Genomic DNA, 13,311 nt, shown 5'->3' on the forward strand with positions numbered 1-13,311 from the left:
TTAAAAAAGCCGCGCCCCGCTTTTGAGGTCGCTCACCTTGATGCGTACCGTCGAGGCGTCCACCTTGGCGGGAAGGTAGGAGGGGTTGCAGCCGCCGTCGGCCTGGGCGCCGATCTGGGTGATCGGGAACTTCTTGTTGCAGTTCTTGCAGATCATGTTCCCCCCCTGCTGGACGTACCCTTTCTTCTCGTGATAGCAGACATCGCAGGCGTCGAAGGCGGTGTGGATCTGGCCGTCGCTCCCCTTCACGACGAAGAAGTCCAGCTCCTTCCCCCCTTCGGAGTACTTGAAGAAGTGGGCCTTCCCGTCGTTGACCTTGGCCAGCGGGACCGACACCACGCCGTTGACCGGCTTCACCTTCTGGTACTTCCCGCCGAAGCTGGGGAACTCGAAGGCACAGACCGCGGTGGCCACCGCGACCGCGAGGACGACGGCTAAGACGCCCAGTTTGATTCCGTTTTTGCACAACCTTTCCATGTGTCGACTCCTTTATGTGATGCAGAATGCTCTTCTTCGTTTCCTGACGTCCTATTCTTTGCCGCTGCAGATCCTTTGACCGCAACAGCCGCCGGTCTGCCGGCTGACCTCGTGACCGGCCACCGCCTTGAACTGCTGCGGAGTGAGCACCTTCTCCACCTGGCTGCAGAACCCGCTATCGCAGACCTTCTTCGCGAGTTCCCCGGGGGCCACCTGCTTCGAGTCGTAGCCGGCCACCACCCATCCCTTCTTGAGATCGACCTCGATGGCAGCCACCCCCCGCTGGGACTGCAGCGCACGGGTCACCTGCTGGACGCAGCGGTCGCAGGTGATCCCGCTGGTCTTCAGCACCACTACCGCATCGGCGCAAGCTCCCATCCTGACGTAGCGGCCGAAAACGGCCAGCACCACGAGGACCAGGGCTACCAGGGAAATGTTGATGACTTTGTTACGCATGCGGAAACTCCTGTAGCCGGGCATCCCCCGGCCGTACCCTACGAGCCGGATGGATACAAGGAGCGTGCCACGGCGGCGGCCGGACCGAAACGGCGTGAATGGCGGGTTTGCGAGAGGGAAAGCGGAGAGCGGCGGGAGGGGGTGAGGAATAGTCTTCAAAGAGAAGTAGCATTTTCTACAACGGTGCGGCGGAGCCCACCCGGTGCCCCCTCCCCGGGAGGCGGGGAGAGGGTACCGGCCGCGGGGCTACTTCACGGTGTACCAGAACTTCGCCGAACGGGTCTTGCCGTCTTTGATCTGGAACTTGGACATCACGCCGTACTTCCCTTTCTTGGCCATGTCGAAGTCGCCGCCGAAGTGGCCGTGCATCGCCATGAGGTCCTTGGTCTGCTCGCTTTTGTCCGGCCCGAGCACCTTCACCTTCACCTTCCCATCGGTGATCGGCTTGCCGGTCTTGGCGTCGACGAAAGAGACCGAGATGTGATGGGTCTCCTTGACCCCTTCCGGCATCTCCATCCCCATCTCCTTCATCGCCTCTTTCATGGTGGTGACCTTGAAGGTCGCCTTCACCCCGTCGACGACCTCCTCGTGGGCGGCATGCCCCTTCATGGAGCCGTGCTCCATGTTCATACCCGAATGATCCATGGCCCAGGCCGGTGCGGAAAGGGCCAATGCTGCTGCCAGTACCAAGACGATTCTTCTCATCTGCGACTCCTTGTCATTTTTGTGTTTTTTGCAGCAATTTCACTATTAGTGAAAATGCATGACCGAGGTTCGGCATGCCGAACCTCACTTAACTCTGTGAAAGCGGTTAGGAATACCCCATTATGATCTGCACTTTCAATTTCCGGGACCTGGGCTTATCGTACCACTTTCGCGGTGGTCAGTGCTTCATCCCCGAGTACTTCAGTTTCCCCTTCTTGAGATCCCGTTTTTTCATCAGCACGAAGATGACCGGCGTCATGATCAGCACGTGGACCGCCGAGGAGATCATCCCCCCGATCATGGGGGCGGCGATCGGTTTCATGATGTCGGCGCCGGTACCGGTAGACCACATGATGGGAACGAGGCCGATGAGGGCCACCGCCACCGTCATCAGCTTCGGCCTGAGCCGCAAGACCGCCCCCTCGTAGGTGGCGTCGTAGATGTCCTGTTCGGTGCAGGTTCCGTGGATGAGCTTTCTATCCAGTGCCTCGTGTAGGTAGATGACCATGACCACCCCGGTCTCCACCGCGATCCCGTAGAGGGCGATGAAGCCGACCCAGACCGCCACCGACATGTTGTAGCCGAGCGCCTTGACCAGGTAGACGCCTCCCACCAGTGCGAAGGGGACCGAGAGCATGACCATGCTCGCCTCCAAGGCCGAGTGGAAGGTGAAGTACAAAAGGACGAAGATGATCACCATACCGGCGGGGACCAGGACCTGCAGCCGCGCCTTGGCGCGCACCTGGTTCTCCCACTGTCCCGACCAGGCGACGTAGTAACCCGGGGGAAGCTTCAGGTTCTTCTCCAGCACCTTCTGGGCCTCCGTCACGAAGCCACCCATGTCGCGGCCGCGCACGTTCAGGTAGACGAGCGACCTGAGAAGGCCCCCCTCGCTGGCGATCTCGGGAGCGCCGGTGGAGACCTTCACCTTGGTCACCAGGGAGAGCGGGATCTGGGAGCCGTCCTTGGTCGTCACCAGCATCCGCTGGATGGAGGGGATGTCCCCGCGCAGGTCGCGCAGGTAGCGGAGCCTGATCGGGAAGCGGTCGCGCCCTTCCACCGCGGTGGTGAGCTGCATCCCGCCGAGTGCTGTCTCGATGATCTGCTGCACGGCTCCCACGTCCATGCCGTAGCGCGCCGCCGCCTCGCGGTCGACGTCGATGTCGACGTAGTTGCCGCCGGTGACCCTTTCGGCCACCACGTCCGCCGCCCCGGGCACCGTCTTCAGGATCCCTTCCGACTGCACGGCGAGATCCTTCAGGACCTCCAGGTCCTTGCCGAAGATCTTGACCCCGAGGTCGGTCCGGACCCCGGTGGAGAGCATGTTGATCCGGTTGATGATCGGCTGGGTCCAGCCGTTACGCACCCCGGGGATCTGGAGCTTCGCGTCGAGCTCGGAGACGATGTCCGCCTTGGTGATGCCGGGGCGCCACTGCTCCTTGGGCTTCAGGATGATGATCGACTCGAACATGGAGACCGGGGCCGGGTCGGTGGAGGTTTCCGCGCGCCCCACCTTGCCGAGCACGTAGGCCACCTCGGGCTGCTCCTTGATGATCTTGTCCTGCACCTGGATGATCCGCTTCGCCTCGGTGATGGAGATGTTGGGAAGCGTCACCGGCATGTAGAGAAGGCTCCCCTCGTCCAAAGGCGGCATGAACTCCGAGCCGATCGACATGAACATCGGGATGGCGATGGCGAGCGCGATGACGTTCAGGAGGATGGTGGTCTTCTTGTACTTAAGGACCCAGCGGATGACCGGCGAGTAGAGCTTGATGAAGAAGAGCGACACCGGGTTCGAGCTCTCCGGCGGCATCTTGCCCCGCATGAGGTAGTACATGAGGACCGGCACCAGGGTGATGGCGATGAGCGCCGAGCCGACCATGGAAAAGGTCTTGGTGAAGGCGAGCGGATGGAAGAGTTTCCCCTCCTGCCCTTCCAGCATGAAGACCGGCACGAAGGAGAGGACGATGATGGCGAGCGAGAAGAAGATGGCGCGGCCGACCTGCTTCGCACTCGCGATGATCACCTCGAGGCGCTTCTCCTGCCGCTCCTCGGGGGGCATCTCCGAGAGGTGGCGGTAGCAGTTCTCCACCATGATGACCCCGGCGTCGACCAGGACCCCGATGGCGATGGCGATCCCCCCCAGCGACATGATGTTGGAGGTGACCCCCATGAACTTCATGGTGATGAAGGACATGAGCACCGCGATGGGAAGGGTCAGCACGATGACCAGCGCGCTCTGGAAGTGGAGCAGGAAGACCAGCACCACCAGCGACACGACGACCGACTCCTCGGTGAGGGCGTGCTTCAGGGTATGGATGGCCCGTTCGATGAGGTCGGAGCGGTCGTAGCGGGCGGTGATGGTGACGCCGGGGGGAAGCCCCTTGGAGAGGGCGGCGATCTTCTCCTTGACCCGTTCGATGACGTCGTTGGCGTTTTCGCCGTAGCGCATGACGACGATGCCCCCCACCGCCTCGCCGTCGCCGTTCAAGTCGAGGAGGCCGCGCCGGATGGCGCCGCCCAATTGGACGGTGCCGAGGTTCTTGACGTAGATGGGAGTGCCGAAGGCGCCGGAGCCGACCACGATGTTCTCCAGGTCGGAAGCCGACTTGACGTAGCCGGTGCCGCGGATCAGGTACTCGGCGTCCGCGTGTTCCATGAGGCCGCCGCCGACGTCGTTGTTGGAGCGCTTGATGGCGTTCATGACGTCGTCCACCGAGACCTTGTAGGAGAAGAGGCGGTTGGGGTCGAGGTCGATCTGGTATTCGCGGACGAAGCCGCCGATGGAGGCCACCTCGGCGACCCCGGGGACCGTATTGAGCTGGTAGCGGACGAACCAGTCCTGCAGCGTGCGGAGCTGTTCGAGGTCGTACCCTTTCCCGTCGATGGTGTACCAGAATACGTGGCCGACACCGGTGCCGTCCGGGCCGAGCGTCGGGGTGACCCCGGCAGGAAGGAGCGAGGCGGCGTAGTTCAGGCGTTCGAGGACGCGGGTCCTGGCCCAGTAGATATCCGCCTTGTCGTCGAAGATCACATAGATCATCGAATAGCCGAAGGCCGAGGAAGCGCGGACCGCCTTGACCATGGGGAGCCCCTGGAGGTTGACGGCCAGGGGGTAGGTAACCTGGTCCTCCACCACCTGAGGCGAGCGGCCGGGGTAGTCCGTGAAGACGATGACCTGGTTATCCGAGAGGTCGGGGATGGCGTCGACCGGGGTGCGGTAGACCGCCCAGACCCCGGCGGCGATGATCAGCGCGAAGAGCATCAGGACGACGACGCGGTTGCGGGCGGAATATTCGATGATTTTCTCGATCATAAAAACCGGACCTTAAGAGAGTAAAAAAACCAATAGAACACGGATGACACGGATTGAACGGATTAACACGGATAAGGCTAAGTCAGAACCTTTTTAAGGTAAAAGCTAGTCAACATCGAACTGATCCAGGGTGTAAATCACCCTCCGAAGCTCCGGCTTCTTTCCGAAGTTAAGGACGAGGCCGAGTTCCTTTCCGGTCGCCTTGAGATAGTTGGTAAGCTGGGCGATGTGCTCTTGCCGCAATGACTCCGCCGCTTTTAGCTCGAGAATGATCTGGTCATCCACCATGAGATCGGCGAAGTAGTCACCGACCACCACACCCTTGTAGAAAACGGGGATGTGTTGTTGAGGGTTGGCAGTGAAGCCATGTTCCGTCAACTCCAGGGCAATCGCGTTCTGGTAGACCTTCTCGAGAAAGCCATACCCAAGCGTATTGTAGACCTTATAGAAGCAGCCAATAATCCGTTCCGTCGCAGCCTCGTGGAGCACATCTCCCTCCGCTTGCTTCCCGGTTTTGATTCCCCCTCAAAAAGCCTTTGCCTCTCCCCTAAAAGCCTTGCCTTTGTCTTTGTCTAATCCGCCTTTATCCGTTCAATCCGTGTCATCCGTGTTCCATTGCCGTGGGTTTGCCTCGGTTTTACATCTTCATGTCGTTCATATCCATGCCGTCCTTCTTCTTCCCCGGTGCCGCCGGGGAGGCTCCGGGGGCTGGCTTACTCATGTCCATCCCCGGCATGCTCCCCTGGGTACCGGGCCCGCCTCTCAACTTGCTTTCGGAGTCGATCAGATACCCTCCGGTGGCGGCTACCTTGTCGCCGACGTTAAGCCCCGACAGGATCTGGATCTTGTCGCCGGCCTTCGCCCCCACCTTCACCTCGCGCGGCTCGAAGACGCCGGCGCTCTTCTCCACCCAGACCACCTGCCTCACCCCGGTGTCGATCACCGCCTGGCTCGGCACGGTCATGGTGTTCCCCAAGGACGACTTGAGCACCGCATTCACGAACATGTCCGGCTTCAGCATGAGCCCCGGGTTATTGAGCGCTACCCTCACCTTCACGGTCCGGGTCTTGGGATCGAGGAAGGGATAGACGAAGGAGACCCTCCCGTTGAAGGTCTTACCGGGATAGGACTGCGAGGTGATCGCCACCCCCTCCCCCACCTTCACCGACGGGAAGTCGTTCTCGTACACCTCGACCTCCACCCAGACCCGCGACAGGTCGGCAATGGAGAAGAGGGGATCGCCCATGTTCACGTACTGCCCCTGCTGCACGATCTTCTCGATGACGATGCCGGAGAGCGGCGTATAGATCGGGATGCGGATGTTCGGCTCGCCGGCCTTCTCCAGGGAGGCGATCTGGCTGTCCTTCACCCCGAGAAGCTTCAGCCGCTGCCGTGCGGAGGCCACCAGCCCCTGCCCTCCCTGCGAGATGGACTGGATCGGGGAGTTCTTCAACTGGTCGCGGCTCTTCAATGCCAGCAGGTATTCCTGCTGCGCGGCCACCAGGTCCGGCGAGTACAGCTCGGCAACCGGGCGGTCCTTGGAGACGTAGGCCCCGACCGTATTGATGTTGAGACGGTCGATCCTGCCGGCGGCCCAGGCGGTGACCTTGGCCTGGCGGGCCTGGTCGTACTGGACGATGCCCACGGCGGCGATCTCCTTGTACATCGGAGATTTCTTCACCGCCACCGTTTCCACGTTGGCCATCACCTGCTGGGTCGGGGAGAGGGCGACCTGGCCAAGCTGCGCCGCCTGCTGCTTCTGCTCCGGCGTCTGCGCGGTCGCTTCCTGGGCCTGGTTCACCTTCTTGATGAGCTGCATCCCGCAGATCGGGCAGACGCCCGGGGCGTCCTTGATGATGAACGGGTGCATCGGGCAGGTGTAGAGGACCTTGGAGGAGGTCTCCAGCTTGGCGGTGCCGTCCCCCTTGCTCCAGCCCGGGACCTTCTGCAGCTTCCCGCTCTTATACATCCAGCTTCCCACCACCAGGGTCAGGGTCACGACAGTCAGGGGTATGGCGATTTTCTTGTTCATGGTTGCTATGGCCTCGCTTCGATCGCGATTTATAAAACTCTTCAATTAACCTATCGGTTGCCGCCCGCCCTTACTCCAGCTCTTTGCCGACCAGCGCTTCCAGCTGCGCCCTCTTCACCTGGTAATCCGCCACCGAGTCGTAGTACTCCCGCTCGTAGTTGAAGAGGGTCACCCGGCTGTCCAGAAGGGTGAGGAAGTCTACCTTGTTCACCCGGTAGCCGATGGTGGCCGACTCCAGCGACTGCTCGGCCTGGGGGATGATGCCGGTCTTGTAGAGCTCGATCAGCTTCTTTCTCCGCTCCATCTGCACCAGCAGGTCGGCGATCCCGCTGGAGATGGTGTTGCGTGCGGCGTTCAGGTCCTCGGTGGTCATATTGACCTCCGAGGTGGACTCCGCCTGCAGCGCCTGGCGCCGTTCCTTGCGGACCGGGAGGTTGAAGGTCACCCCCAGGGAATACATGTCGTCGCCGTTACTCCCCATGGCGCGGTCGCGCTGCATGTACTCGAAGGAGACGTTGAAATCCGGGTAATTCTCCATCTTGGCGAGCTTGTAGGAACTTTCCCACCGCTCGATCATGGTCTTCAGGTTCTTCAGCGCCGGGCGGTTCTGCTCCGCCAGCTCGGCCAGGGTCTTGGCCGGGGGAAGGTTGTCCTTCAGAACCGGCTCCGGTATGGGGCCCACCGGCTGGGTAGCCGGACGGTAGAGCAGGGAGTTAAGGGCAATCTCCAGCGACTTCCGCTGCTGTTCCAGCGAGATCTGCATGTCGAGCATCTTGGAGCGCTCGAGCTGCGCCTTGTAGACGTCCTGCTGGGCCCCCTGCCCAACCGAGTACTTGGTCTCCGCCAGGGTGATGAAGGTGTCGAGCACCCCGATGTTCTTCTGGACGATGGCCAGCGAGCGGTCGGTGAAGTAGAGCTGGTAATAGACTTCCTTCACCTGGCGGATCAGCTCCAGCGTCTTCTCCTCGTGGGTATAGTGAAAGGCCTCCGCCTCCTTGTTGGCAACCTCTTCCCGCAGGGCCCGTTTTCCGAAGAAGGGAAGCTGCTGGGAGATCCCGATCACCTTCTGGGTCATGGCGTCCTTGGAAAAGTTCAGCGGGTCGTTGATCAGGCCGTTCTGGATCTTCAGCATCAGCATCGGGTCGTCGAGACTCCCCGCCTGCCGCGCACGGCTCTTCAGGGTTCCCACGTGGATGGCGGCGGACTTGATATCGGGATTGTTGGAGACGGCGGCGTCGAGCAGCTTCGGGAGACTCTCCGGGGGAAGAGCCTCCGGGGCGGCGAAGGCCGGCGCCGTCAGTAGCACTAAGAACAGGATGGTTACGATTCTGGCAGTCATGGAGACTCCTGGGGGTTCAAACGATCTTTCCTGGACTAGCAACGGGTGTGCCAGCAGCGGAAACTACCGGAAGATGGTGGAACTGTGCGAAAGGAGTAGGAGAAAAGGAGAATATCCTACCGGGCGCTGGGGAATATTCTACAAGAGACGGGAGCCCATGCAAGCGGGGCTGGCGTTTATTAATGGCTAAGCGGAAGGGAAATTCTGAAACAGGCACCGTTGCCGGGGACGTTTTCGGCGACGATGGTGCCGCCATGCCCCTCGATGATCTTCCTGGTGATGGGGAGCCCCAGCCCGGTACCGTTTCCCTTGGTGGTGAAGAAAGGCTCGAAGATCTGCGGGAGCGTTTCGGGGGGGATACCGGGACCGTTGTCGCAGAAACGGATGTCGACCGAGTTGCGGTCCCCGGAAAAGAAGGTAGTGATGGTGACCTTGCCGCCGGCGGGCGCGGCCTGGATACCGTTGAGGATGAGGTTCATGAAGGCCTGGCGAAGCTTTTGCCCGTCGGCGGTCACCTCCGGGACGGCGGAGGGATGGAACTCGATGGAGACCCTGCGGGAACGGGCCTCGGCGGAGAGGAGGGTAACGATGTTGGAGAGTTCGCCGTTGATGTTGCAGGGCCCCTTGCCGGTCGGCTCCGGCCGGGCCAGGCGGAGAAAATCTTCCACCACGCCGTTCAGCCGGTCCGATTCCTTCACCAGGATGTCGAGGAACTCGACCCGGTTTTCGTCGGAGGCGCCTCCCTCCATGAGGATCTCGGCGGTGCCGCGGATGGAAGCGAGCGGGTTGCGGATCTCGTGGGCGAGCATGGCGGAAAGCTCCCCCAGGGCGGAGAGACGCTCGGCACGGCGCAACTGCTCTTCGATCTGGATGATGAGGTCGGATTGGCTCTGCAACTGCTGGTAGGAGGCTTCGAGCCCCTTGGCGGTCTCTTCCAGCTGCTCGCGGCGGGAGCGTTCCTGCTGCGACAGCATGCCGGTGATTCCCCCGACCACGTTATAGAGGATCACCTCGAGGTACTTCTCCATCTCCATGGCGAGGTGGCCGCCCCACTGGAAAAGGATGTGCGGCGCGTAGCAGATGGTGACCAGGATCGCGCATCCGATCCCCCCGCGGAACCCGAACCAGTAGGCGGAAAGGATGATCGGGATGTAGTAGAGACGCTGGAAGATGTCGTGCAGCATTGCGAGCCTGAGCGGGGTCAGGTAGTGCAGGAGACTGATCCCGACCACGCAGACAAGCAGGGCGACGACTCTGAGGATCTCCGATCGCTTCATAGCGCTCCCGGTACGCCTATTCGGTCCAGGAGATACAGGAAACCGGACAAAGATCGATGGCCTTGGTCTGTATATCCTCTTCCGAAGCACCATCAGGATTATAGACTTCCGATTTTCGCTGGGGATTGAAACGGAAAACTTCCGGACAGTTCTTCATGCAGATCCCGCAACTGATACATTCATCCTGGTCGACCCAAGGTTTTCTAGCCACGAATGCTCCCTTCCACTTCACGAAGCTTTGTGTGTATACACAAGGAGGACACTATACCGCAAATCGTTCAGGCATGAACTAAATTTTTTCAGTGATCCCGCACGCCTCGAAGCTCCCTCTTCCTCCCCCCCATCCTCACCCTGTCCCTCCCCCCCTCGTCCCCTCCTCGACCGGCTCTCCCTCCCCTTCAAGGGGAGGGCTGGGGTGAGGATGGGGTGAAGAAGTCAACCTGGTATTACTTGCTTTTACCCGTACCGGCAGGTATTGGTGTAGTTCATCCAGGGAGGCTCCATGAACAAGTTACTGCCGTCCTATTTCAGCGCCGGCGACGGCCCGGCGGTGATCCTTCTTCACTGCACCCTCAGCTCCAAGAACCAGTGGCGGGCGCTCGCCTCCCTGCTCCAGGGGAGCCACCGGGTGATCGCCCTCGACCTCTACGGGTACGGCGACACCCCGATGCCGGCCGTTGCTGCCGGGAACTTCACCCTGGCAGACGAAGCGGAGCTCGTGCGGGCGCTGGCGGACGAGCTCGTGCCGGGAGAGCGCTTCCAGCTTGTCGGGCACTCCTACGGCGGAGCGGCGGCCCTTTGCTTCAGCCACCTCTTTCCCGAACGGGTCTCCGGTCTCACCGTCTTCGAGCCGGTCTCCTTCCACCTCCTCCCCGAGGGGGATCCCGCGCTGACCGGATCCCGCGACTTCATGCTGCGTATGCGGGATCTGGTTGCCGCCGGGAAGCCGCAAGAAGCGGTGGAGACCTTCGTCGACTACTGGGGCGCCCCCGGCACCTTCGCCGGCTTCCCGCCCCGGGTGCGCAACGACTTCGTGGCACGGGCGGAAAAGCTGGTCTTCGATTTCCACGCCATTACCGGGACCCCCTTCACGATCGGCGACTACCGTGAGCTCCCTATGCCGGTCACCGTCATCGCCGGAAGATCGAGCCGCCCCACCGCCCTCAGGGTCGCCCATCTGCTGGCCGACGGGGTCCCGGCCTGCCGTCTGCTGGAGGTCGATACCGGCCACATGGGCCCGGTTAACGACCCGGACCGGGTGAACCCGGTCATCATAGAGAGCCTCTCGGCGCGGCCGGAGGAGTAATAAATCGTCATTTATTGACAGAATCGATCCAAACAGGGTACATTACCGCTGGAAATCGCCCACCACTACGCTGACGTACCGCTTATCCTCACCACGCTGAAGTCGGTTGGCCACTGCATCATCACCTGAAAGTACACCATTCATGCGGACCCCAGGCGGCACGGGCAGGCGGTATTCCCGGCAGGCCATGGCCTGTGTGCGCATCTATCACCATGTAAGGAGTAACCTGTGAAGCACCTGTGCGCGCCCCGTCATTACCAGTCGATATCCGTGCTGCTGCTCGCCATTCTCGCCTGCCCGCTGGTCCTGACCGGCTGCAAGGAAGAGAAGAAGGCAGCGGCAGCCCAGCAGCTTATGGCCCCCGCCGAGGCGGTCAAGCAGGACAGCCCGAGCTCCGCCAAAGCAGCGGCCCCCAATCCGGCCGCCACCTCTGCCACCGGCCAACCGGCAGTAGCCGCCGGCGCAGCCGCCATGGCCAACGCCACCAGCGCCAAGCAGGGCACCAAGAAGCCCAAAGGTAAAGGGGCCAAGGGCGCCGAGCAGGCGACCCCCTCCATCAAGTACCGCGCCGGTGAGGACCCCGACTTCGCCGCCCGCAAGGGATGGCCGGTGAAATTCCCCGCACCGCTTCCGGGCTCCCTCCTTCCCCAGAAGAGGATCGTTGCCTACTACGGCAATCCGCTCTCCAAGAGGATGGGTGCGCTCGGCGAATACCCGAAGCCGGAGATGCTGCAGCGCCTCAAGCGCGAAGCGAGCCGCTGGCAGGCCGCCGACCCCTCCCACCCGGTCCAACCGGCCCTGCACCTGATCGCCGTAGTGGCCCAGGGCGACCCGGGCAAGGCGGGGCTCTACCGGATGGTGATGCCGGACAAAGTCATCAACGATGTCTACAGCTGGGCCAAGGAGGCCGGGGCCATCCTGTTCATCGACATCCAGACCGGCCACGACAATATCCGCGCCGTGCTGCCGCGCTTCGAGTGGCTGCTCAAGAACCCCGACGTCCACCTCGGGATGGACCCCGAGTTCAACCTGATCAAGAGCAAGGCGCGCCCGGGGAGCAAGATCGGCACCTACGACGCCTCCGACATCAACTACGCGTCGAACTACCTGAAGGACATCGTCAAGAAGTACAACCTTCCGCCCAAGGTGCTGATCGTCCACCGCTTCACCCGCAACGGCGTCACCAACTACCGCAACATCGCGCTGCGGCCGGAGGTCCAGATCGTCATGAACATGGACGGCTGGGGCGCACCGTGGCTCAAGCGCGATTCCTACAAGGACTACATCGTCTCCGAGCCGGTGGAGCTGACGGGCTTCAAACTCTTCTACCACAACGACACCAAGAAGGGCGACGCGCTGCTGACTCCCGCCGAGGTGCTCAAACTTAATCCGAAGCCGATCTACATCCAGTACCAGTAGGTTCGGCTGGGTTTTAAAACTTAAAAGGCGGCTCCCGCTGGTTAATCAGCAAGGGAGCCGCCTTTTTCTTTTCGGCTGATAGGCATTGTCTCTCTCAGAGGGGCAAATCCCCCCCTGTCCCCCCTTTGACAAGGGGGGGCCCTGCTTCTTCTTTGGTCCTAATCTCCCTTCCCTTCAGTCCTCCCGGACCAGTCGAACTCCCGCTTTACCTCTGAGACTCCGCCGCCGTTGAAGGTTCGCTCCACGAAGAGCGCCTGCAGATCGCTGTCCACCATGATCACCGTGGAACAGCGGGTCCCGTAGCGCTCGCTTTCGATGAAGATCGACGATAGCAGCCGCTCCCATTCGAGCCCCACCCCGGTGTCCGGCAACTCCTCGTCGGGAGCCTTGGTCCCGTCGGCCAGCACGGCGAAGAGCTCCTCCGCTGAAGGATCCTCCCCCGCGAGCACCCTCTGTAGCCCCGCCTTCCCCCGCTCCACCTTCGGCCAGGGAGTATCCAGCAGGCGATTGCTGATCCCGAAGATGCCGGAGGTAAGAGGAGTGACCAGGCCGCTCTTGTTCGAATAGTGATAGAGGCTCCCAACCTCTCCCACCACGAGGTTGAAGCCGCAATAGGGAAGCCCGGCGGCGTGCAGCTCGTCGAGGTACCGTTCCGCCCCCTTCTCCCCGGCGAGGAAACCGGAGACCAGCTTTCCCCGGGTCGGCGCGTCGGGCGGGTGCGTGTGCGGCTGGCGATAGTTGGTAAGGGCGGCGATCCGGCCGGTCTCGGTCACCCCGAGCCAGGTTCCCCCATGGAGGAGATCACGCCCTCCGAAGAGACCGGGGGCGTCTTGCCAAGATGAAGCCGCGGCGGTCGGTCGGTCGTAAAACTCGTCGCGGTTGGCGGCTATCACCAGCGGATAGCGGGGATGGGCTGAGCAGGCGATCAGGAGGGTACACATCGGGAGTAGGTCTCGTTAGCGTTCCCCCGGCAGCTCTACGCCA

The 13,311-nt window shown here is 61.9% G+C and carries 12 protein-coding genes; 2 read left to right on the plus strand and 10 right to left on the minus strand.

Annotated elements, in window-relative coordinates; all coding sequences use genetic code 11:
* The 9 genes from L4X63_RS00060 to L4X63_RS00100 all read right to left on the minus strand — a co-directional run bounded on the left by L4X63_RS00060 (window position 1) and on the right by L4X63_RS00100 (window position 9,813).
* Window positions 1-477 (minus strand): DUF2318 domain-containing protein, encoded by a 477-nt coding sequence (locus L4X63_RS00060; RefSeq protein WP_250676546.1) that lies wholly within the window; start codon window positions 475-477, stop codon window positions 1-3.
* A 51-nt stretch (window positions 478-528) separates the two neighbouring features.
* Window positions 529-933 carry a heavy-metal-associated domain-containing protein gene (locus L4X63_RS00065; protein ID WP_250676547.1) on the minus strand — a complete coding sequence of 135 codons (405 nt, stop codon included), beginning with the start codon at window positions 931-933 and terminating at the stop codon, window positions 529-531.
* A 246-nt stretch (window positions 934-1,179) separates the two neighbouring features.
* Window positions 1,180-1,638 (minus strand): hypothetical protein, encoded by a 459-nt coding sequence (locus L4X63_RS00070; RefSeq protein WP_250676548.1) that lies wholly within the window; start codon window positions 1,636-1,638, stop codon window positions 1,180-1,182.
* 178 nt (window positions 1,639-1,816) lie between these two features.
* The gene (locus L4X63_RS00075) at window positions 1,817-4,954 is read right to left on the minus strand and encodes an efflux RND transporter permease subunit (protein WP_250676549.1); all 3,138 of its coding nucleotides are present in this window, start codon (window positions 4,952-4,954) and stop codon (window positions 1,817-1,819) included.
* A 105-nt stretch (window positions 4,955-5,059) separates the two neighbouring features.
* Complete coding sequence (locus L4X63_RS00080) at window positions 5,060-5,443, minus strand: GxxExxY protein (protein WP_250676550.1); 384 nt, start codon at window positions 5,441-5,443, stop codon at window positions 5,060-5,062.
* Between the two features lie 148 nt (window positions 5,444-5,591).
* On the minus strand, window positions 5,592-6,986 hold the full coding sequence (locus tag L4X63_RS00085; RefSeq protein WP_250676551.1) for an efflux RND transporter periplasmic adaptor subunit: 1,395 nt from the start codon (window positions 6,984-6,986) through the stop codon (window positions 5,592-5,594).
* Between the two features lie 70 nt (window positions 6,987-7,056).
* Window positions 7,057-8,325, minus strand: coding sequence for a TolC family protein (locus tag L4X63_RS00090; protein WP_250676552.1), 1,269 nt, complete (start codon window positions 8,323-8,325; stop codon window positions 7,057-7,059).
* Window positions 8,326-8,504: 179 nt separating this feature from the next.
* Entirely contained in the window at window positions 8,505-9,602 is a 1,098-nt protein-coding gene (locus L4X63_RS00095; RefSeq protein ID WP_250676553.1) for a two-component system sensor histidine kinase NtrB, read from the minus strand.
* 16 nt (window positions 9,603-9,618) lie between these two features.
* Window positions 9,619-9,813: a ferredoxin gene (locus L4X63_RS00100; RefSeq protein ID WP_250676554.1), complete on the minus strand. Its 195-nt coding sequence runs from the start codon at window positions 9,811-9,813 to the stop codon at window positions 9,619-9,621.
* 291 nt (window positions 9,814-10,104) lie between these two features.
* Here L4X63_RS00100 and L4X63_RS00105 point away from each other — a divergent pair, with 291 nt between their 5' ends.
* Both L4X63_RS00105 and L4X63_RS00110 read left to right on the plus strand, forming a co-directional pair.
* On the plus strand, window positions 10,105-10,908 hold the full coding sequence (locus L4X63_RS00105; protein WP_250676555.1) for an alpha/beta fold hydrolase: 804 nt from the start codon (window positions 10,105-10,107) through the stop codon (window positions 10,906-10,908).
* 228 nt (window positions 10,909-11,136) lie between these two features.
* The gene (locus L4X63_RS00110; RefSeq protein ID WP_250676556.1) at window positions 11,137-12,327 is read left to right on the plus strand and encodes a hypothetical protein; all 1,191 of its coding nucleotides are present in this window, start codon (window positions 11,137-11,139) and stop codon (window positions 12,325-12,327) included.
* 158 nt (window positions 12,328-12,485) lie between these two features.
* Here the strand turns inward: L4X63_RS00110 and L4X63_RS00115 are convergent, their stop codons facing one another.
* Entirely contained in the window at window positions 12,486-13,268 is a 783-nt protein-coding gene (locus tag L4X63_RS00115; protein WP_250676557.1) for an NRDE family protein, read from the minus strand.
* Between the last annotated feature and the right edge of the window lie 43 nt (window positions 13,269-13,311).

The organism is Geomonas sp. Red32 (genome assembly GCF_023652955.1).
GTDB lineage: Bacteria > Desulfobacterota > Desulfuromonadia > Geobacterales > Geobacteraceae > Geomonas.